This is a genomic window from Immundisolibacter sp., assembly GCF_041625615.1.
Lineage (GTDB): Bacteria > Pseudomonadota > Gammaproteobacteria > Immundisolibacterales > Immundisolibacteraceae > Immundisolibacter.
In genome coordinates this window covers 1-20,263 of the sequence record NZ_JBFJTF010000003.1, presented here as the reverse complement: position 1 = coordinate 20,263, position 20,263 = coordinate 1, and the positions used below count along the sequence as shown (strand labels likewise).

General features: G+C 65.2%; 18 protein-coding genes. 9 read left to right on the top strand and 9 right to left on the bottom strand.

The window, feature by feature from the left end:
- Positions 1 to 7: 7 nt before the first annotated feature.
- Together ABYX71_RS00440 and ABYX71_RS00435 are read right to left on the bottom strand one after the other, a co-directional pair.
- A complete protein-coding gene (locus tag ABYX71_RS00440; protein WP_372693799.1) occupies positions 8 to 1,186 on the bottom strand; it encodes an acetyl-CoA C-acyltransferase in 1,179 nt (392 codons plus the stop codon).
- Positions 1,187 to 1,230: 44 nt separating this feature from the next.
- Positions 1,231 to 2,391, bottom strand: a complete 1,161-nt coding sequence (locus ABYX71_RS00435) for an isovaleryl-CoA dehydrogenase (protein ID WP_372693797.1) — start codon at positions 2,389 to 2,391, stop codon at positions 1,231 to 1,233.
- A gap of 138 nt (positions 2,392 to 2,529) precedes the next feature.
- On the opposite strand from ABYX71_RS00435, the gene ABYX71_RS00430 reads away from it, so the two are divergent.
- A complete protein-coding gene (locus tag ABYX71_RS00430; RefSeq protein WP_372693795.1) occupies positions 2,530 to 2,985 on the top strand; it encodes a cytochrome c in 456 nt (151 codons plus the stop codon).
- 97 nt (positions 2,986 to 3,082) lie between these two features.
- Here the strand turns inward: ABYX71_RS00430 and ABYX71_RS00425 are convergent, their stop codons facing one another.
- Complete coding sequence (locus ABYX71_RS00425; protein ID WP_372693793.1) at positions 3,083 to 3,367, bottom strand: ComEA family DNA-binding protein; 285 nt, start codon at positions 3,365 to 3,367, stop codon at positions 3,083 to 3,085.
- Between the two features lie 178 nt (positions 3,368 to 3,545).
- Here ABYX71_RS00425 and msrP point away from each other — a divergent pair, with 178 nt between their 5' ends.
- The 3 genes from msrP to prmB are packed head-to-tail and all read left to right on the top strand — an operon-like array spanning position 3,546 to position 6,016.
- Positions 3,546 to 4,496, top strand: a complete 951-nt coding sequence (msrP, locus tag ABYX71_RS00420; RefSeq protein ID WP_372693791.1) for a protein-methionine-sulfoxide reductase catalytic subunit MsrP — start codon at positions 3,546 to 3,548, stop codon at positions 4,494 to 4,496.
- Between the two features lie 54 nt (positions 4,497 to 4,550).
- A complete protein-coding gene (locus ABYX71_RS00415) occupies positions 4,551 to 5,120 on the top strand; it encodes a sulfite oxidase heme-binding subunit YedZ (protein WP_372693831.1) in 570 nt (189 codons plus the stop codon).
- Between the two features lie 8 nt (positions 5,121 to 5,128).
- Positions 5,129 to 6,016: a 50S ribosomal protein L3 N(5)-glutamine methyltransferase gene (prmB, locus tag ABYX71_RS00410; RefSeq protein ID WP_372693789.1), complete on the top strand. Its 888-nt coding sequence runs from the start codon at positions 5,129 to 5,131 to the stop codon at positions 6,014 to 6,016.
- Between the two features lie 9 nt (positions 6,017 to 6,025).
- On the opposite strand, the gene rapZ is transcribed toward prmB, so the two are convergent.
- The 6 genes from rapZ to ABYX71_RS00380 form a co-directional block, all read right to left on the bottom strand.
- Positions 6,026 to 6,898, bottom strand: coding sequence for an RNase adapter RapZ (gene rapZ / locus ABYX71_RS00405; RefSeq protein ID WP_372693787.1), 873 nt, complete (start codon positions 6,896 to 6,898; stop codon positions 6,026 to 6,028).
- A 5-nt stretch (positions 6,899 to 6,903) separates the two neighbouring features.
- A complete protein-coding gene (locus ABYX71_RS00400; RefSeq protein ID WP_372693785.1) occupies positions 6,904 to 8,379 on the bottom strand; it encodes an RNA polymerase factor sigma-54 in 1,476 nt (491 codons plus the stop codon).
- 144 nt (positions 8,380 to 8,523) lie between these two features.
- A complete protein-coding gene (lptB, locus tag ABYX71_RS00395; protein WP_372693783.1) occupies positions 8,524 to 9,249 on the bottom strand; it encodes an LPS export ABC transporter ATP-binding protein in 726 nt (241 codons plus the stop codon).
- Complete coding sequence (gene lptA, locus ABYX71_RS00390; protein ID WP_372693781.1) at positions 9,246 to 9,746, bottom strand: lipopolysaccharide transport periplasmic protein LptA; 501 nt, start codon at positions 9,744 to 9,746, stop codon at positions 9,246 to 9,248. Before lptA ends, lptB begins: the two co-directional genes overlap by 4 nt.
- A gap of 96 nt (positions 9,747 to 9,842) precedes the next feature.
- Entirely contained in the window at positions 9,843 to 10,373 is a 531-nt protein-coding gene (locus ABYX71_RS00385) for a KdsC family phosphatase (protein WP_372693779.1), read from the bottom strand.
- Positions 10,374 to 10,384: 11 nt separating this feature from the next.
- Positions 10,385 to 11,386 (bottom strand): KpsF/GutQ family sugar-phosphate isomerase, encoded by a 1,002-nt coding sequence (locus tag ABYX71_RS00380; protein ID WP_372693777.1) that lies wholly within the window; start codon positions 11,384 to 11,386, stop codon positions 10,385 to 10,387.
- Positions 11,387 to 11,784: 398 nt separating this feature from the next.
- On the opposite strand from ABYX71_RS00380, the gene ABYX71_RS00375 reads away from it, so the two are divergent.
- The 5 genes from ABYX71_RS00375 to ABYX71_RS00355 all read left to right on the top strand — a co-directional run bounded on the left by ABYX71_RS00375 (position 11,785) and on the right by ABYX71_RS00355 (position 20,207).
- Positions 11,785 to 13,572 carry a DUF1302 domain-containing protein gene (locus ABYX71_RS00375; protein WP_372693775.1) on the top strand — a complete coding sequence of 596 codons (1,788 nt, stop codon included), beginning with the start codon at positions 11,785 to 11,787 and terminating at the stop codon, positions 13,570 to 13,572.
- Positions 13,573 to 13,642: 70 nt separating this feature from the next.
- Positions 13,643 to 15,079: a DUF1329 domain-containing protein gene (locus ABYX71_RS00370; protein ID WP_372693773.1), complete on the top strand. Its 1,437-nt coding sequence runs from the start codon at positions 13,643 to 13,645 to the stop codon at positions 15,077 to 15,079.
- Positions 15,080 to 15,158: 79 nt separating this feature from the next.
- The gene (locus ABYX71_RS00365) at positions 15,159 to 16,610 is read left to right on the top strand and encodes a DUF1329 domain-containing protein (protein ID WP_372693771.1); all 1,452 of its coding nucleotides are present in this window, start codon (positions 15,159 to 15,161) and stop codon (positions 16,608 to 16,610) included.
- Positions 16,611 to 16,753: 143 nt separating this feature from the next.
- The gene (locus tag ABYX71_RS00360; protein ID WP_372693769.1) at positions 16,754 to 17,800 is read left to right on the top strand and encodes a WD40/YVTN/BNR-like repeat-containing protein; all 1,047 of its coding nucleotides are present in this window, start codon (positions 16,754 to 16,756) and stop codon (positions 17,798 to 17,800) included.
- Positions 17,801 to 17,858: 58 nt separating this feature from the next.
- A complete protein-coding gene (locus ABYX71_RS00355) occupies positions 17,859 to 20,207 on the top strand; it encodes an RND family transporter (protein ID WP_372693767.1) in 2,349 nt (782 codons plus the stop codon).
- Positions 20,208 to 20,263: the final 56 nt, after the last annotated feature.

Below are 20,263 nucleotides of genomic sequence, written 5' to 3'. Positions count from 1 at the left end.
CAACCGGTCAGAGCAGCTCCACCGCCAGTGCCGTGGCCTCGCCGCCGGCAAGGCAAATGCCGGCCACGCCATATTTGCCGCCACGCCGGCGCAGCGCGTTCAGCAGAGTGACGACGATGCGCGCACCGGAGGCGCCGACCGGGTGGCCGAGGGCGCAGGCGCCGCCGAACACGTTCATCTTCTCGTGCCCGATGCCAAGCTCCTGCATCACGGTCATCGGCACCACGGCGAAGGCTTCGTTGACTTCGTACAGGTCCGGTTTGTCGGCGCTCCAGCCAAGCTTGTTCAGCAGCGTGCGTACGGCACCGACCGGCGCGGTGGTGAACCAGGCCGGGTCCTGGGCGTGGGTGGCGTGACCCAGCACCCGGGCCAGGGGCTTGAGGCCACGGCGCGCGGCCTCGTCCTCGCTCATCAGGACCAGGGCCGCGGCGCCGTCGGAAATGGACGAGGCGTTGGCGGCGGTGACCGTGCCGTCCTTCTTGAAGGCGGGCCTGAGCGTGGGGATCTTGTCGAGCCGGGCGGTCAGCGGCTGCTCGTCCTTGTCGTACACCACGTCGCCGGTCTTGGTCTTGACCGTCACCGGCACGATCTCGCTGGCCGACTCGCCCTCGTTGGTGGCCCGCAGTGCGCGGGTGAGCGACTCGATGGCGTAGGCATCCTGCGCCTGCCGCGAGAAGCCGTGCTTGTCGGCGCAGCGTTCGGCGAAGGCACCCATCAGCAGGCCCTCGCGCACGTCCTGCAGGCCGTCGCAGAACATGTGGTCGAGTACTTCGCCGTGCCCCATGCGCAGGCCCTGGCGGACCTTGGGCAGGATGTACGGCGCGTTGGTCATCGACTCCATGCCGCCGGCCAGTGCCACCTGCACGTCGCCGCAGCGGATCTGGTCGATGGCGTACATGATGGCCTTCATGGCCGAGCCGCACATCTTGTTGACGGTGGTGACGGGCACGCTCAGTGGCAAGCCGGCCTTCAGTACGGCCTGGCGGCCGGGGGCCTGACCCTGTCCGGCCGGCAGAACGCAACCGATGTGCGCGTCCTGGATGTCTGCGCCATCCACGCCGACCTCGGCCACGGCCGCGGCGATGGCCGCGGCGCCCAGGTCACTGGCCGACAGGCTGGCGAACTGGCCCTGGAAGCCGCCCATGGCGGTACGGCGGGCGGCGACAATGACGACACCTGTGCTCATCGCGGTGTGCTCCTTGACTTGAGTGCAGTGAAAAACGCAGCCGGTCAGGCGGTCTGTTCGAACAGCTCGCGGCCGATCAGCATGCGGCGGATTTCGTTGGTGCCGGCGCCGATGTCGTACAGCTTGGCGTCGCGCAGCAGGCGGCCGGTCGGGTACTCGTTGATGTAGCCGTTGCCGCCGAGGCTCTGGATGGCTTCCAGTGCCACCCGCACGGCGCTTTCCGAGGCATACAGCAGGCAGGCGGCGGCGTCCTTGCGCGACGGCCGGCCGGTGTCCACTGCCTGCGCCACGCGGTAGCTGTAGGCACGGGCGGACTGCAGGGCCACGTACATGTCGGCCAGCTTGCCCTGCATCAGTTCGAAGGTGCCGATGGCCTGGCCGAACTGGCGCCGTTCGTGCACGTAGGGCAGCACGATGTCCATGGCCGCCTGCATGATGCCGAGCGGTCCGCCACTCAAGGTGACGCGTTCGGAGTCGAGTCCGCGCATGAGCACCTTGACGCCCTGGTTGACGCCGCCGAGCACATTCTCGGCCGGGATTTCGCAGTCGCGGAACACCAGCTCGCAGGTGTTGCTGCCGCGCATGCCGAGCTTGTCGAGCTTCTGTGCGGTGCTGAAGCCGGGCATGCCCTTCTCGACCAGGAAGGCGGTGACGGTGCGCGAGCCCTTGCCGGCGTCATCGGTGCGCATGTAGACGATCAGCACGTCGGCATCGGGGCCGTTGGTGATCCACATCTTGCTGCCGTTGGCGACCCACACGTCGCCACGCTGCACCGCCGTGCAGCGCATGGACCCGACCACGTCCGACCCCGCGCCGGGCTCGGACATGGCGAGCGCACCGATGTGTTCGCCCGAGCACAGCTTCGGCAGGTACTTGCTGCGCTGCGCGTCGGAGCCGTTCAGGTACAGGTTGTTGACGCACAGATTGGAGTGCGCGCCGTAGGACAGGCCCACCGAGGCGCTGGCGCGCGACAGTTCCTCGATCGCCACCACGTGCGCGAGGTAGCTCATGCCGCTGCCGCCGAATGCCTCCGGCACCGTCATGCCGAGCAGGCCCAGTTCGCCCATGCGCTGCCACAGGTGCATGGGGAAGGTGTTGCTGCGGTCGATCTCGTCTGCCAGTGGAGCCACTTCGTCCCGCGCGAAGCGGGCGACGGTGTCGCGCAGCAGGTCGAGCTCCTCACCGAGGTGCAGGTCGAAGGCCACCGTCAAGACTCCTGCCAGGGTGGTGGAACGGTCGGTTAGCTGCCGAATACTACCATCCGCTCCCTGCCTTCAAGGTGCCGCCGGCCACGTGCTAGAGTCGTCCGCCAGCCTGTTTCCGACCACGGAGATCGTTCTTCCATGAAGCTCAAAGCCGCCCTGTTTTGTTCCGTTGCCGCGTTGGCTACCGCTGGCGTGAGCGCCGCGGAACCGACGCCCGCCGAGCGCGCCGTCGGTTATCGCAAGGGCGTGTTCCACGCCATTGCCTGGAATTTCGGGCCGATGGCCGGCATGGTGAAGAAAGAGATTCCGTTCGACGCCGACGACTTTGCCCTGCGTGCCCAGCGGGTGGCCTTTCTGAGCACGCTGCCGCTGGAGGGATTCATCCCGGACAGCCGGGTCGGCAACACCGACGCCAAGCCGGCGGTGTGGGAAGAAATGGACGAGTTCAAGTCCATGATGCAGACCTTCGAGACCGAGGCCGCCACGTTAGCCGAGGTGGCCAAGGATGCGAACGAGGTGACCGCGGTTCGCGCGCAGTTTGCCAAGGTCGGTCAGGCCTGCAAGGATTGCCACGACAAGTTCAAGGAAGACTGAGCCCGCGCGCCGGTCGCGCAGCGGCCGGTTGGCAGGATGCGCAAAAAGGCCGGCACCGGGTTACTCCGGTGCCGGCCTTTTTTGTTTGCGTCGGTTCCTAGTCGGTCGGTGTGGAGCAGGTGTCGCTGGCGGTGATGTCGGTTCGGTTGGCCTCAACGATCTTGGCGCCGATACCCTTCACGTTGGCCAGGTCGTCGGCGCCGGCAAACGGTCCGTGTTCGGCGCGGTAGGCGACGATGGCCTGCGCCTTGGCCTCGCCGATTCCGTTCAACGCGGTCAGCGTGCCGGCGTCAGCGCAGTTGATGTCGACCGGTGCTGCGGTGGCGATACCGGCACTCAGGCCCAGCGTCAGCAGCAGGGAGATAGTCAGGCTCTTTTTCATGCTCGTTCTCCTCGGGTAATCAGTGAACGCACGGTGCCTGCGTTTCATTACAGTGAATTTAAAAACAGGCGACGGCAGATTAAGGTCCACCGCTTTGCCGGTGACGAAAAACGCGTAACAGTGCACTCATATCGGCGTCTAACCGGGCATGGTCGGCACAAACGGATGAGGTGAGGGCATGGGGCGCTTTCGATATCCACAGCCTCCCGCGTGGGAGATCACCCCACGTCCCGTGTTCGAGGGGCGTCGGCGTCTGCTGCAGGTGGCTGCGGCGCTTGGCGTGACGCTGGCGTTGCCGCGCCGTGCGCCGGCTGCCGTGGGTGAGGGTCCCCTGGCCGGTGTGCCGCGCGGGCCGTACGCGACCGACGAGGCCTTGACGGCGCGCGAGTTCGTCACCGGCTACAACAACTTCTATGAGTTCGGTACCGGCAAGGATGACCCGGCGCGCCACGCCCACACGCTGCGGCCGCGGCCGTGGCGTGTTCGCATCGACGGCGCCGTGCGCGACCCGCTGGAAATCGATGTCGACAGCCTGCTGCGCCCTGCCGGGTTGGAGGAGCGCGTCTACCGCCTGCGTTGCGTGGAGGGCTGGTCGATGGTGGTGCCGTGGATCGGCCTGCCGCTGGCGCGGGTGCTGCGTCGGGTGGAGCCGCTGGGATCGGCGCGTTTCGTCGAGTTCACCACCCTGCATGACCCCGAACAGATGCCCGGTCAGGCACGTGACGTGCTGCCGTGGCCCTACGTCGAGGCATTGCGCCTGGACGAGGCCATGCATCCGCTGACCCTCCTGGCGGTCGGGGTGTACGGCGATCTGCTGCCCAATCAGAACGGTGCGCCGTTACGCCTGGTGGTGCCCTGGAAGTACGGTTTCAAGAGCATCAAGTCCATCGTGCGCATCCGCTTCACCGAAACCCGGCCACGGACCACCTGGAATCAGGTCGCGCCCCGTGAGTACGGGTTTTACGCCAACGTGAATCCGCATGTGGACCATCCGCGCTGGTCGCAGGCGCGCGAGCGGCGCCTGGGTGAGGGTCTGTTCGCGGCGCGAAGGCCGACGCTGATGTTCAACGGCTACGCCGAGCAGGTCGCCGGGCTGTACGCCGGCATGGATCTGCGCCGGGAATACTGAACCGTGGGGCGCGGGCGCGGTGCCGCGCAGCTGTGGGCCGCGACAGTGTGGGCGATGGTGCTGGCGCCGGCGGGCTGGTTGCTGTGGCGCACACTGGCCGGCGACCTGGGCGCCAACCCGGTGGAGGCGCTGACGCTGGAAACCGGGCACTGGACGCTGCGGTTCTTGCTGCTGGCGCTGGCAGCCACGCCGCTGCGGCGGCTCAGCGGCTGGAACGGCCTGCTACGGCATCGGCGCCTGCTGGGTCTGGCCGCGGCCGGCTATGCGCTGCTGCATCTGCTCATCTATGCCGTGCTCGATCAGGGCCTGCTGTGGTCGCAGATCGGGGGCGACATCCTCAAGCGGCCGTTCATCACGGCGGGCATGGCGGCCTTTGTCCTGCTGCTGCCGCTGGCCGCCACCTCGTTTGATGCCGCCGTGCGGTGGCTGGGGGCGCGGCGCTGGCAGGGGCTGCATCGACTTGTCTACCCGGCCACGGTGCTGGCGCTGCTGCACTTCTGGTGGAAGGTGAAGGCGGATACCCGCGAGCCGGCCCTCTATGCTGCGGTGTTCGGGCTACTATTGGCAGCCCGTTTCGTGACCGACCGCCGCCGCGCACGGCTGCGGCGGCGGCCGTCTGCATGAGTTTGTCAGTGGATTCCCTTCGCACGCTGCGCGATTTCCTGCGCTGGGGCGCCAGCCGCTTCGTCGCCGCCGACCTGTTTTATGGCCATGGCACCGCCGGTGCCGCCGACGAGGCGGCCGTGCTGCTGGCCCACGTGCTGCACCTGGATTTGCCGCTGGCGCCGGAGTTTCTGGACGCGGCACTGACGGCCGATGAGCGGGCGGCGGTGCGGGCGGTGCTGCGCCGGCGCGTGGTCGAACGCCTGCCGGCGCCGTATCTGACCGGCGAGGCCTGGTTCGCCGGCCTGCGTTTCGCGGTCGATCCACGGGTGCTGATTCCGCGCTCGCCGATTGCCGAACTGATCGAGGGCGGCTTCTCGCCGTGGCTGGACGAGGCGCCACCGGGCCGCATTCTGGACATCGGCACCGGCAGTGGCTGCATCGCCGTGGCCTGTGCGCTGGCGTTTCCGGAAGCTGTCGTGGACGCCGTCGACATCAGTGCCGACGCGCTCGATGTGGCGGCCGTCAACGTGGCCCGGTACGGTCTGCAGGCGCGGGTGCGGCCGGTGCAGTCCGATCTGTATGCGGCGCTGGCCGGTCAGCGCTACGACCTGATCGTCAGCAATCCGCCCTACGTACCGGAGACCGAGTACGCCGGGTTGCCGGCCGAGTATCGGCACGAGCCGGGGTCGGCGCTGGTGTCGGATGACCAGGGTCTGGAACATCCGCTGCGGATTCTGTACGGTGCCCTGGATCACCTGACAGAGGACGGTCTGCTGGTGCTGGAAGTGGGCGCCACCTGGCCGGCGCTGGCCGCGCGCCTGCCGCAGGTGCCGTTCATCTGGGTGGAGCTGGAGCGCGGCGGTGAGGGCGTGGCCGTGATCGAGCGCCGGGTGCTGGCCGAGGCGCTGGCCTGAGGCAGCGCTTCAGGCGCTGAGCTGGCGGTGGCGTACCAGCACGCGGCCCTGGGGCACGGTGTCCGGCTGGGTCCTGAAGTACTCGCCGAGCCGGTGCGCCATGTACACCGAGCGGTGGCGGCCGCCGGTACAGCCGATGCCGACGGTCACCTGGCTGCGGTCGCTGGCGGCGAAGCGGGGCAGCCAGGTGTGCAGGAAGCGGCGGACGTCCTCGTACAGTTGCTGCACGTCCGGCTGCTGCTCCAGAAAGGCGCGCACCGCCTCGTCGAGTCCGGTGAACTCGCGCAGCGCCGGGTCCCAGTGCGGATTGGGCAGGCAGCGCATGTCGAACACCATGTCGGCGTCCAGCGGGGTGCCGAATTTGTAACCGAATGACTGGAACACCAGGGTCGGTGTCTGCGGTCCCTGGCTGTACAGGTCGCGTATGGTGGTGCGCAGCTGGTAGATGTTCAGGCCGGAGCTGTCGATGCTCAGCGCGGCCAGTTCGGCGATCGGTGCCAGGCGCTGCTGCTCGGTGTCGATGGCTTCGCTGATGGAGCCGCCGGCGCCGGCCAGCGGATGCTGGCGCCGCGTTTCGTTGTAGCGGTTGATCAGTGTCTGCCGGTCGGCGGTGACGAACACCACCTGACAGTCGATGCCGCGCTCGCGCAGCGTGCGCAGGATGTCGGGAAAGGCGGCCAGGTCCGATACGTTGCGGGCGTCGATGCCCACCGCTGCCGAGGCGCCGCTGTGCGCCATGGTTCGCGCCAGTTCTTCGCTGAGCGCCGGCAGCAGGGCGATCGGCAGGTTGTCGACGCAGTAGAAGCCGATGTCCTCGAGTGCGCGCAGGGCGGTGGACTTTCCGGCGCCCGACAGGCCGCTGACGATGATCAGGCGCTGCATGGAAATCAGAGCCGGCGCCGGGCAGCCTTGCGCCGCTCGGTCGTCGAGGGAATGCCCAGGCTCTCCCGGTACTTGGCCACCGTGCGGCGCGCGACGTTGATGCCGGCCTGTTGCAGTTGGTCGGCCAGATCGTTGTCGCTCAGGGGCTTGCCGGGTGTCTCGGCGGCGATCAGGTCGCGGATGCGGGCGCGGATGGCGGTGGCCGAGGCGGCGCCGCCATCCGACGTGGAGACGTGGCTGGAGAAGAAGTACTTCAGCTCGTAGATCGCGCGCGGCGTGTGCATGTACTTGCGGTTGGTGGCGCGCGAGATGGTCGACTGGTGCAGGCCCAGTTCGTCGGCGATGTCCTGCAGCACCAGCGGGACCATGGCGTGCTCGCCTTCCTCGAAGAACGCCTCCTGGCGCTGCACGATGGCGCGCGCCACCTTGAGCAGGGTGTCGTTGCGGCTCTTGAGGCTGTTGATGAACCAGCGCGCTTCCTGCAGGCGGTTTTTCAGGTACTCGTTGTCGGCACCGGTGTCGCGGCGACGGATCATGCCGGCATACATCTGATTGACGCGCAGCTTGGGGGCGATGGCCGGGTTCAGCTCAACCTGCCACACGCCGCTGATCTTGCGCACGAGGACATCCGGCACGAGGTATTCGGGTTCTTCGTGATCCAGCGCGGTTCCCGGGCGCGGGTTCAGCCGCTGTACCAACCGGATTGCCTGCTCGATGGCCTCCGATGACAAGCCGGTAACGCGTTGCAGGGCCTTGTAGTCGTAGTCGGCCAACAGGGCGATGTGATCGACCACGGCCAGTGCCCACGCCTGCAGTTGCGGATCGATGCCCTCGAACTGTTCTATCTGCAGGCGCAGGCATTCGCCCAGGTCGCGGGCGCCGACACCGGCCGGATCGAAGTGCTGGACACGCCGCAGCACGGCCAGCAACTCGGTTTCGTCGACCGGCTCGCTGCGCGCCTCGCTGGCGGTGGCCAGCAGTTCGTCCAGGGGCTGGCCCAGGTAGCCGTCGGGTTGGATGGCGTCGACGATCAGCTCCGCCAGTTGGCGGTCAGAGGCGGTGAACGGCGTCAGGTCCAGTTGCCACTGCAGGTGGTCGTACAGGCATTCGGGCTTGCTGGAGACGGCCGTGAAGTCGGCGTTGTCGTCGTCGCTGTTGCTGCCGGCGCCGCTGCTGCCACCCAGGTCGATGAAGGTATCTTCCCAGTTGTTGTCGGCGGGCAGTTCGTTTGGGATCTCGGCGTTGCCGTCGAATTCGAGCGCCCGGTCGGGTTGCTCTCTGGCAGGCGCCTGGGGTTGCGCTTCGTCGTCGCCGGAGCCGGGCGCATCGTCCTCCGCTTCCAGCAGCGGGTTGGTTTCCAGTGCCTCGCGGATTTCCGTTTGCAGATCCAGCGTGGACAGTTGCAACAGACGGATCGCCTGCTGCAACTGGGGCGTGAGCGCCAGGTGCTGGGAAATGCCAAGTTCGAGACCCTGTTTCATACACGTCCGGCCTGCGCGTTTAGCAAGAAGCGTACCGCATGCCGCGCCGGCCGCCTAGGTGGCCGGCGGGATCAGGGTTTTCGGTGGCGTCTTCGGTGGCGATTGAGGGGTATCGGCGCCCCTGCAGGGGGGGTGGCGTGGTGGCTAGAGGCGGAATGCGTCGCCCAGGTACACGGCGCGTACCCGGTCGTCGGCGAGGATGGATTCCGGTGGTCCCGCGGCCAGAACCTCGCCCTCGTTGACGATGTAGGCACGGTGACAGATGCCCAGGGTCTCGCGCACGTTGTGATCGGTGATGAGGATGCCGATGTTGCGCGTGGCCAACTCGCGGATGATGCGCTGGATGTCGATGACGGTAATCGGGTCGACCCCGGCGAACGGTTCGTCGAGCAGCATGAAGCGCGGCTCGATGACCAGGGCTCGGGCGATCTCGACCCGGCGCCGTTCGCCGCCGGACAGGGCGGCCCCGGGGCTGGTGCGGATGTGACCGATATGCAGATCGTTCAGCAGCAGTTCCAGGCGCTGTTCGCGCGCTTCCGTGGACAGGTCGCGACGCGTTTCCAGAATGGCACGCAGGTTGTCCTCGACGGACAGCTTGCGAAACACCGACGCTTCCTGGGGCAGGTAGCCGAGTCCCATGCGGGCGCGCTGCGGCATGCCGGCCTGGGTGATATCGGCGTCGTCGATGGTCACCTGGCCGCTGTCCGGCGCGATCAAGCCAACGATCATGTAAAAGCAGGTGGTTTTGCCGGCGCCGTTGGGGCCGAGCAGGCCAACGATCTCGCCGGGCTCGACGTCCAGCGACACGTTGGCCACTGCCGGACGGCCGCGAAAGGTCTTGCGCAGCGCGTGCGCGGCCAGCCGGCTCATTGCTCGCTGTCTTGCGGCTGGATGATCATGCGGATACGCCCACCCTGGCCACCGCTGCCGCTGACCAGGTCACGGGCAGTGTCATAAACCAGCCGGTCACCCTGGAACACGTCGCCCTGCCGGGTGATGTGCGCGTCGCCACGCAGGTAAAGCTTCTTTTCGGACACTCGGTACTCGATGGTGTTGCCGGTGCCCACCACGTCGCCTTCGTCGGGGTTGGGCTGCTGCTTGTACCGCGCGGGGGTGCCGGTGGCGACGTAGCGTGTCGGCTTGCGATCGGCGGTGTGTATGACCAGCCGGTCGGCATTGATCTGCATGGTGCCCTGCACCACCACCACCGAGCCGCTGTAGGTGTTCAGGCCCTTGGCTTCGTCGAGTTCGACCCGATCGGCATCGATATAGATGGGCTGCTTGCGGTCCGACTCGAGCGCGATGGTCGTTGGCGCAATACAGAGCAGTGCAACACCGAAAAGACGGCGAAAGGCAGAACGTGGCATGGGCATTTTGGTAGGCAGTGGCGGGCAGATGTACCGCGACGGTGAGTTTAGCAGCCGGGAGAGGCGCGACGGATTCGCCCGCTGGGGCGCCCTGCCTCAGGCGGGAGCATCCGGCGCTTTTCCCTCGCGTGCGTCCACGATGAGGTCGCACAGCTCGCGCGCGGCACCCCGGCCGCCCCCGTGGGCGCTGATCCAGCGGGCCGCCGACTTGACGCGCGGGTGCGCGTCCGCCACCGCTGCCGGCAGGCCGGCTAGGTGCAGGGCCGGCAGGTCGATGACGTCGTCGGCGAGGTACGCGGCGGCCGTGGCCTCGACCCCGAAATGCTGCAGCACTTCCCGAAAGTCCCGCCCCTTGTGTTCGCAGCCCTGGCGGTAGAGGTCGACCTGCAGCTCGTCAAGCCGGCGTGTCACGGCGGACGAGCGCCGTCCACTCAGCGCGGCCACCCGGACGTTGGCCTCGCGCAGCAGCTTGACGCCATGTCCGTCACGCACGTGGAAGGCCTTGTACTCGGTGCCGTCATCACCCAGATACAAGCGGCCATCGGTGAGCACGCCGTCCACGTCGAACACGACCAGCTCGATGCGCGCAGCGAGGGCGAGCAACTCGGAATCGTTGATTGATGACATTCGGGTCGGTCTCAGATAACGCCGGCGGCGAGCAGGGTGTGCATGTTGAGCGCCCCGACCAGTCGGCCATCGGCGTCTTCGACCAGCAGGGCGTTGATACGGCTGTGCTGCATCAACTGAGCGGCCTCGGCGGCCAGCACGGTGGACTGGATGCGCACGCCGCCACGGGTCATGACGTCGGTGATCGGCAGCGTGCGGATCTGCTCGGTCTTTTCCAGCACGCGACGCAGGTCGCCATCGGTGAAGATGCCGACGGCGCGGCCTTCGGCATCGACGACCGCCGTCATGCCCAGGCCCTTTGCGGTGATTTCCAGCAGTGCCTGAGTGACGCTGGCGTCCTGGGACACGGTCGGCATGCGTTCGCCCTTGACCATGACGTCGCCGACGTGAAGCAGCAGGCGGCGACCCAACTTGCCGCCGGGGTGGCTGCGCGAAAAGTCCTCGCGCGAGAAGCCCCGTGTTTGCAGCAGTGCTACGGCCAACGCGTCGCCGAGCGCCAGGGTTGCGGTGGTGCTCGCGGTGGGTGCCAGGCCCAGTGGGCAGGCTTCGCGTGCCACGCTGGCGTCGAGATGCACGTCCGCTTCCGCGGCCAGGGTGGAATCCGGTGCGCCGGTGATGGCGATCAGGCCGACACCCAGCCGACGTATGATCGGCAGGATCAGCAGGATCTCCGATGTCTCGCCGGAATTGGACATGGCGAGAACGACATCCTGCGCGGTGATCATCCCGAGGTCGCCGTGGCTGGCCTCCCCCGGGTGCACAAAGAATGCGGGTGTGCCGGTGCTGGCAAGGGTGGCCGCAATCTTGCTGCCAATGTGCCCGGACTTGCCCATGCCCAGCACCACCACACGGCCATGGCAGGCCAGAAGCAACCGGCAGGCGTCCACGAAGGACTGTCCCAGTCGCGGCGCCAGCTGACGGATGGCCTCAGCCTCGGTGTCCAGCACGTCACGGGCAAGTTGTAGCAGCGACGGCGCGTCGAAGTCGGTCGGCAGCGTGTCGGGGAGCGTCATGCGATGGATCCGTGGCGAAGAACGCGATTATCGCATCGGAAGCACGCGTCCTCGCCGAGCGGTTCGTGGGCGTGCCGATCAGCGTTTCGGTCTGTTGACATGCCGATTTCGGCAATGGTACGGTCCGCGCCGCCAATAGTTGGTAATGGCCTGGATGGCCGAATTGCCAGCGCAGAAAGGATGAAGAGGGGGGTCGGCCGCGGGAAGGGGTGCCCGGACCGACATCGCAGGCAGCGCCGAACAAACCGGTTCCGGCCGGTTTTTTTTGAACGGTCGACATAAACGGTCGATCGTGTCACTGTGCGGCAATCCAGCAACCCCTCCTCATTCGAGCGTGTGCCTGTCGGCGCCACGGTGGCGGCAGAAAATCATGAAATGGATGTAACCCGGGAGGGGACATGAAATCTGGTAGCAAGAGCATCGCGCCGCGCAGCCGCGGCCGGTATTGGTTGGCCGCCGCCGCACTGGCGGCATCCGGCGGTGCCCAGGCCGTCAACTTCCAGCTGTTCGATGGCGCCGTTGAGGGCTCCTTCGACACGACACTGGGCTACGGTCTGCAGATGCGGACGGAAAAATACGACCGCGACCTGTCCCAGCCGTGGCCTGGCGGTTCTGCCGCGGCGGAGCTCAGCAACAACCAGTACGGTAACCGTACGGTGTTCGATAACAAGTGGGACATCTTCTCGAACATCGTCAAGGCCTCACACGACCTGCAGCTGAATGGCGGCGGCTGGAGCGTGTTCGTGCGTGGCAATTACTTCTACGACTTCGCCATGCTCAACAAGGACGGCCAGCTGCCGCAGGCCTCGGAGAACCGTGCCATCAAGCACGGTGACATCACCGACGCCTATTTCTTGACCCGTCTGGGCGGTGACGATCAGTTCACCGTGCGCCTTGGCAAGCAGGTGATTTCCTGGGGCGAGAACACGTTCATTGGTGGTGCGATCAACGACGTTAATACGGTCGACATCACCAAGATTCGCCAGCCCGGCGTGGAGCTGAAAGACGCGCTGGTCGGGACGCCGGCCGCTTACTTCAGCTGGCAGATGACCGACGCGCTGTCACTGGAAACCTTCGTCCTGTTCGGATATGACGAAATCAAGGTCGACCCGCTTGGCGGCTTCTTCGGCACCCTGGACGTGATCGCGGACGGCGGCGGGTTTGCCAATTCAATGTCGGGGCCGTTCCCCGTCTGTGTTGCTCCCGACGGCGGGACCTGTCACCTGGCCTTGGGTGGTCTGCCCGTCACCCGTTCCGGGGATGACATTCCGTCCTACGGCGGCCAGTACGGTGTGGCGCTGCGCTACTACGCGCCGACCCTTGGTAACGGCTTCGATTTCGGCGTCTACTACCAGAACTTGCACGACCACAACCCGCAGCTGTCGGCCGTAGCGGGCTTCACGCCGGGCATGGGGCCACCTCAGCCGGGCACATTTTTCCTGGACTACGCTACGGACGTCGAGCGGTTTGGTGTCAGCTTCAACACGACGCTGGGCCCATGGGCGGTGGGCGGTGAGTACAGCTACCGTCGCAACGCGCCGATCCAGGGAACTGATTTTCTGGTGGTGGCCGCGACCGGTGGTGACCTGAGTGGCAATGTGTATGCCCCCGGCACCAAGTTCGAAGGCTTCGAGCGCTACAAGCGGCACCAGATCCAGCTGACCACGCAGCGCCTGTGGGGGCCGATGCCGATGTTGTTCGGCGCCGACCAGTGGAACACCATCGGTGAGGTGGCGTTCGGCTGGGTCGATGATGTTCCGGGTATTGACCTGAACGGTCATGAGAAAACCGGTTACACCTTCCCGCAGCTGGCGGCCGCAGCGGCCGCAGGGGATGGCTTTGTCCGGTTCGATGACATCACGGGGCATTTCTGGGGATTTCAGGCGCGTTCGGCCCTGACCTACAACAACATCCTGTTCAACCGCATCAACATGGACTTCAACACGGCCTTCCGTTGGGATGTTGAAGGTGTCTCGCCTGAATTGGGTGGCGCGCAGTTGTTCGTTGGCGGGCGCAAGCAGCTTTCGGTCGGCGTGACTTTCGATTACGCCCTGCGCTGGAAGGTGGGTATCAATCAGACGTTTATCTTCGACGGTGACAATGATCAGTGGCGGCCTAACCGCAGCCGCAACGTCAGCAATACCGACCGCGATTTCCTGTCGCTTGATGTCAGCTACACGTTCTGATGAACGGCGGGACCGGCGCCGCCAGGATGCGGCGCCGGTTCCCAGTTTCTCGAGTGCAAGGGGTAAATAGATGAAAGGGTTGAGTTACGCGACGGGCGTTGCGCTCGCCGTGGTCTTGGGTGCTGCTCCCCTGATGGCGAGCGCCAAGGTATCGCCGGAAGAGGCGGCCAAGCTTGGCATTGAAGGGACCGAGCTGACGCCGCACGGTGCGATCCGTGCCGGCAACGCCGACGGCAGCATTCCCGCCTGGGAAGGCGGCATCAAGACGCCACCGGCCGGCTATGAGGTCGGCGGCTGGTATCTGGACCCGTTTGCCGATGATCAGGTGCTGTTCACCATCACGGCCCAGAACTACCAGCAGTACGCGGACAAGCTGTCGCCGGGACAGATCGCCATGCTCAAGAAGTACCCGGACAGCTACAAGCTGAACGTGTACCCGAGCCGGCGCAGTGCCTCGTACCCGACCGAGGTCTACGAGAACAGCATCTGGAACGCCACCAACACCGACTGGTGTGACCCGCCGCTGGGCAAGGACCGCGAACAGCGCTGTGTCAGGCGCGAGGTGTACCGGCCCGGCACCTGGTTCCCCATCCCGAAGGATGGCGCAGAGGCCATGTGGAACCACACGTTCTACTGGTTCGGCAAGTACTACACGGTCACCCACTACGGCTTCAACGCCTTCACCGACGGCAGCTATGCCGAGTTCTCCACCACCGAGCGTTGGATCATCCCGTCCTCAATGAATCTGGACGAGGTGCCGAAGGGCGACGTGTTCACGCGCCTGGGCGGTGCCGCCTGGTGTTTCTCGCAGGAAACACTGTCGCCGCCGCGCAACGCCGGCAGCATCTTCGGTGGCTGCAACTATTTCGAGACCACCGACTTTGATGCCTACCTGTACGTGCCCGGCCAGCGCCGGGTGCGCAAGGCGCCGGAGATTGGCTTCTACGACAGCCCGAGTTCCAACTCGGATGGCCTGCGCACGGCCGATTCGAAGCACATGGGCGCCATGACCGGCGACGAGGAGTGGTACGTGTGGACGGCCGAGCGCAAGGAGATGTTCGTGCCGTACAACAACTACAGGATGGCGCAGCCGGGGCTGACGATGGACGACATCGTGCGGCCGGGCCACGTCAACTCGGACCTGATCCGCTATGAGCTGCACCGGGTGTGGGCCATCGAGGGCAAGCTCAAGCCCGGTTACCGGCACCTGTCGCCGCACCGCGTCACCTACGTGGACGAGGACAGCTGGGCCGGCGTGGCAGCTGACATGTACGACGCGCGCGGCAACCTGTGGCGGGTCTCCGAGGGCTACCTGCTCAACTACTACGACGTGCCGGTGGTGCACCACTTTGCGGACGATCATTCCGACCTGATCAACGGCCGTCACGCGTCGAACGCCGGCTGGCCCAATCTGGGTGGTAACCCGGCCAACCTGATCAATTACCGGGAAATGCCGGATCCGGCGATTCAGACACCAGCGGGGCTGCGCAAATACGGCATGCGCTGACGCGGACACAGGCGCGGGGTCTCCGCGCCTCATCTGCTCTGCGTGCCCGCTGACGGTACTTAACGAAGGGGTGAAGCATATGAAAGCACTGCCGATGTTTGCCGGAGTGGCTCTGGCGGGCGTGGCTGCCTTGATGTCCGGGCCGGCCTCAGCCAAGGTCTCGGCCGAGGAGGCAGCCAAACTGGGCATTGAGGGCACCGAGCTGACGCCGATTGGCGCCATCCGTGCCGGGAATGCCGAGGGGACAATACCGGCCTGGGAAGGCGGGATCACCACGCCGCCGGCCGGGTACGAGGAAGGCAAGTGGTATGTCGACCCGTACAAGGACGACCAGATCCTGTTCACCATTACTGCCCAGAATTACGAGCAGTACGCGGACAAGCTGTCGCCCGGCACCATCGCCATGCTCAAGAAGTACCCGGACACGTTCAAGCTGAACGTGTACCCGAGCCGGCGCAGCGCCTCGTATCCGGAGTGGCTGTACGAGAACTCCATCTGGAACGCCAGTAACACCGACTGGTGTGACCCGCCGCCCGATGGTCCGAACAGCGCCCAGCGCTGTGTGCCACGGGACACCTGGCGGCCTGGCGTGTTCTTCCCCATCCCCAAGGATGGTGGCGAAGCGATGTACAACCACACCTTCTATTTCTTCGGAAAGTGGTTCACCTCGGTCGCCTACGGATTCAATGCCTTTCCGGATGGTGACTACGCCGAGCACGTCAAGCGTGAACGCTGGCTCCAGGTGATGTATCTGGAAGGTGACGAGCGGCCCACCGGCGATATTTTCGATCGCAACGGTGGCGCGGCCTGGTGTTTCTCGCAGGAAGACCTGGCGCCGCCCCGCACTGCGGGCACCATGTTCAGCGGTTGCAACTATTTCCGGTCGGTTGATTTCGACGCCTACCTGTACGTGCCCGGTCAGCGACGCGTGCGCAAGGCGCCGGAGATCGGCTTCTACGACAGCCCCGGCACGGGCTCCGATGGCCTTCGCACGGCCGATGCCCGGAACCTGTTTGCCCAGACCGGGGGCGAGGAGTGGTACGACTGGTCTGCGCCGGTACGCAAGGAGATGTACATCCCCTACAACAGCTACAAGCTGGCGGACCCGCAGTACGACTTCACCGACATCGTGCGCAAGGGGCACGTCAACAGCGACCTCAAGCGCTACGAGCTGCATCGGGTGTGGGTCATCGAGGGCAAGCTGAAACCCGGCTTCCGCCACCTGGGGCCGCACCGTCTGGTGTACGTGGACGAGGACAGCTGGGCGGCGGCGCTCGCCGACATGTACGACGCGCAGGGCAACCTGTGGCGCGTGTCGGAAGGCTACCTCATGAACTTCTACAACGTGCCGATGGTGCATTGGTGGGGTGACGACCACTCGGATCTGATCTCGGGTCGCCATGCCGGCGTCAACGGATACTTCAACCACGGCGCCAAGCAGGGCACATTCCCGCCGGATTTCTCGGCCACTGGCCGACCTGATCCGAACCTGATGACGCCGGCCGGGCTGCGCAAGTACGGCGTGCGTTGACAGATGCCTGATGCGCATCCGTACCGGTCTTGTGGCGGGTGCGGATGCGCACGGCACGGGCAGTGCAGGCAAGGCATTCAAGCGTGGGCCGTTGCCGTGCTGACCGTCGTGCACAGCGTTTGGACGTGTCTCCACACCCCTGCATGGGGGTGTTTTTCGGGCGCTACGTGCGTAATGGACCAAAGGGGCAAGGGGGTAACGTGTTCAAAGGGATAAAGGCGGCTCAGCCGCTGAGGACGGTGTCGAGCGCGCTCGTGCTGCTCGCCGCCATGATGATGTTGGTCACCGGCCGGGCCGCGGCAGAGGAGATGCAGCCGGCGGCAACCGGGCGCAACGTGGCCAAAGCCTTGTTGCTGGATGCGGCGCGGGCAGGAGAGCGCATCGTGGCGGTCGGGGAGCGCGGCATCGTGCTGTATTCCGACGACGAAGGCGCCAGTTGGTCGCAGGGGCAGGTACCGTTGGACACCACCCTGACCAGTGTCGCCTTTGCCGACGAGCGTCGAGGCTGGGCCACCGGTCACGACGCCGCCATCCTGGCCACGCAGGACGGTGGTGAAAATTGGGAAGTGCAGCTCTGGGAGCCGGATCTTGACATCCCGTTACTGGACGTCAGCTTCCAGTCGCCAACCTCCGGCTTTGCCGTCGGCGGCCGGGGCAACCTGTTCCGTACGCAGGACGGTGGCGCCACCTGGACCAACCAGGTCCTGTTGACCCGCGACGAATTCGACAGTCACCTGTTCGGCATCGGTCAGGCGCCGTCGGGAAGCTACTTCCTGGCGTCCGAACAGGGTGTGCTGTACCGATCGGATGACGGCGGTACGAACTGGGTGCAACTGGACAGCCCCTATCACGGGTCGTTTTTCGGTGTGACATTCGCGCCGGAAGGGCGGGTGATCGCTTTCGCCATGTTGGGTCACGTCGCAGTCAGTGACGACAATGGCGAGACCTGGCAGATGGTGCCAACCGGTACCGACAAGTCGTTCATGTCCGCCACGGTAACTTCGGCTGGCAACATTGTGTTGGCCGGTCTCGATGGAGTCGTCGCCATCACGCGCGACGGTGGACAGAGCTTCGAGATTCACGGGCAGCCGAGCCGTCGCAAGTTCTCGCGCCTGCTTCCAACCCGGGATGGAGCCTGGCTGGCTTTTGGGGAAGCGGGAGTGAAGCGCATCACTCTCGATGTGAAATAACAGCCGCGTCGCTAAGAGTCCCGGAGGAACAATGTTCACGTCAAATTACGCGGCTGCCATGGCCCGCATTTCCGCCTGGTTGGCCGACAACCTGATTCGCTACCGTGTGGCGGTGATCATTTCGCTTGCGGTGTTGACAGCCTTCCTTGGCTATCACGCTTCGTTCTTGCGGATGGATCCTGGTTTTACCAAGTCGATACCGTTAAGCCATCCCTACATGCAGACCTACACCGAATACACGGACCAGTTCGGTGGGGCCAATGTCATTATCGTCGCCTTGATGCAGGAAGAGGGCGACATCTTCAACGTCGACTTCTTCAAGACGCTCGAGAAGGCCACCCAGGATGTGCTCTTCATCAAGGGTGTCGATCGTTCGTCCGTGACATCGCTTTTCACGCCGAATGTCGACTACGTCTTGGTTAACGAGGAGGGCTTCGCCGGTCACCGGGTGGTGGAGCCGGACTTCAAGCCCAATCAGGAGAATATCGAACAGGTTCGGCGTAACTTGCTGGTGTCCCAGCACCTGGGCCGCCTGGTATCCCACGACTTCCAGGGTGCCCTCATTCGGGCCGAACTGGTGGACAAGGATCCTGCTACCGGGGAGCCGCTGGACTACCGCGAAGTCGCGGAAGCGCTCGAGGAGATACGCGGGCGCTACACCACCGAGAACATAGACGTAAAAATCATCGGGTTTGCCAAGTTCATCGACGACGTGATCCAGGGCGCGCTCGGCGTGGTCCTGTTCTTCGCGATCGCCGTGGTGATTACTGCGGTGATGCTTTACTTCTATTCCAACTCGATCCAGATCACGGTGCTGGCAATTCTCGTTGCCATGACTGCCGTGATTTGGCAGCTGGGCACGATTCGCCTGCTCGGGTACGGCATCGACCCGCTGTCTATTCTCGTACCCTTCCTGATTCTGGCCATTGGCGTCAGTCACGCCATTCAGATGACCAACACCTGGAAGCTCGAGGTGCTCAGCGGCGCCGACTCGCGCACCGCTGCCCGGGAGTCGTTCAACAAGCTGTTCATTCCGGGTACCACGGCATTGCTGGCCAACGCCGTTGGCTTTGCCGTCATCATGATCATCGACATCGACATCATCCAGGAACTTGGCGTTACGGCCAGTATTGGTGTGGCGGTGATGGTGGCCACCAACAAGTTCATGCTCCCGGTGCTGCTGTCGTACGCCAGCATGCCGCCGAAGACCGTCGAGCGGATCCGGGCGCGGATTTTGGTGCAGGAGAAGCCCTTCTTCCGCTTCCTGTCTGGGTTCGCCGACCGCAAGCGCGGCTCGGTGGTCATCCTCGTGTCGGTGGTGTTGTTGGGCTTCGGCTGGTGGAAGTGGCAGTCGTTGATCATCGGCGACAGCGAGGCCGGCGCCCCCGAGTTCTGGCCGGATGCCCGATACAACCAGGATATCCAGGCCATCATCACCAACTTCAATGTCGGCATCGACGAGCTGACGGTGATTGCCGAGATGCCCCGCGATGGCTGTACGACCTACGACATGATGAAAACCGTCGACCGCTTCGTGTGGCACGTGAGCAATGTCGAGGGTGTGCAGTCGGTAGCGACGCTGTCGTCGGTCATGAAGGATCGCAACGTCGGAAACAACGAGGGTCACCTCAAGTTCTACGGCCTGCCGCGTACGGCGCCCGGCCTCGGTTCCGCGATGCGAAACATCGAGCTGAACCAGAAGCTGTTCAACGACACGTGTGAAGCCATCCCGATTCGCATCTTCCTTTGGGACCACAAGGCACCCACATTGAATCGCGTGGTTGAGGCCGTGCGTAATTTCGAGCGTCCGACGGAAGGTGGCGGTGCGGAGGTCGACTTCCGCCTGGCGCTGGGCACCGCGGGTGTCATGGCGGCCACCAATGAGGCCGTCGAGCGTGCCGAGCTGACGATGATGGCGGCGCTGTTTACGGCGGTTGGCATCCTGTGTTACCTGACCTTCCTGTCCTGGCGTGCGTCGCTGTGCATCTTGTTGCCGCTGGCGCTGGTGTCCCTCCTCGCCAACGCGGTGATGGTGATGCTGAACATCGGGCTGAAGGTGTCGACGTTGCCGGTGGTGGCGCTTGGCGTGGGCGTCGGTGTCGATTACGGCATCTATCTGTTCGCCCGTACCCAGGCCCATATTCGCAGCGGGCTGTCGTTGAAGGACGCCTACTATGAGGGTCTCAAGCAGGCCGGTACTGCTGTGATATTCACCGCGACGACCATGTCGGTGGGTGTCGCCACGTGGTTCTTCTCGGACCTCAAGTTCCAGTCGGACATGGGTGTCCTGTTGGCCTATATGTTCTTCGTCAACATGGTGGGGGCGGTCGTGGTCTTGCCGGCGTTGGCGGCCTGGCTGATCGACGTCGAGAAGGAGCGACACTCGACGCGGGGACTTTCGCACTAGCTTCTCCGCCGGCGGGCACACGCACACAAACACAGGCGCCGACGCCCTCCAGGGGG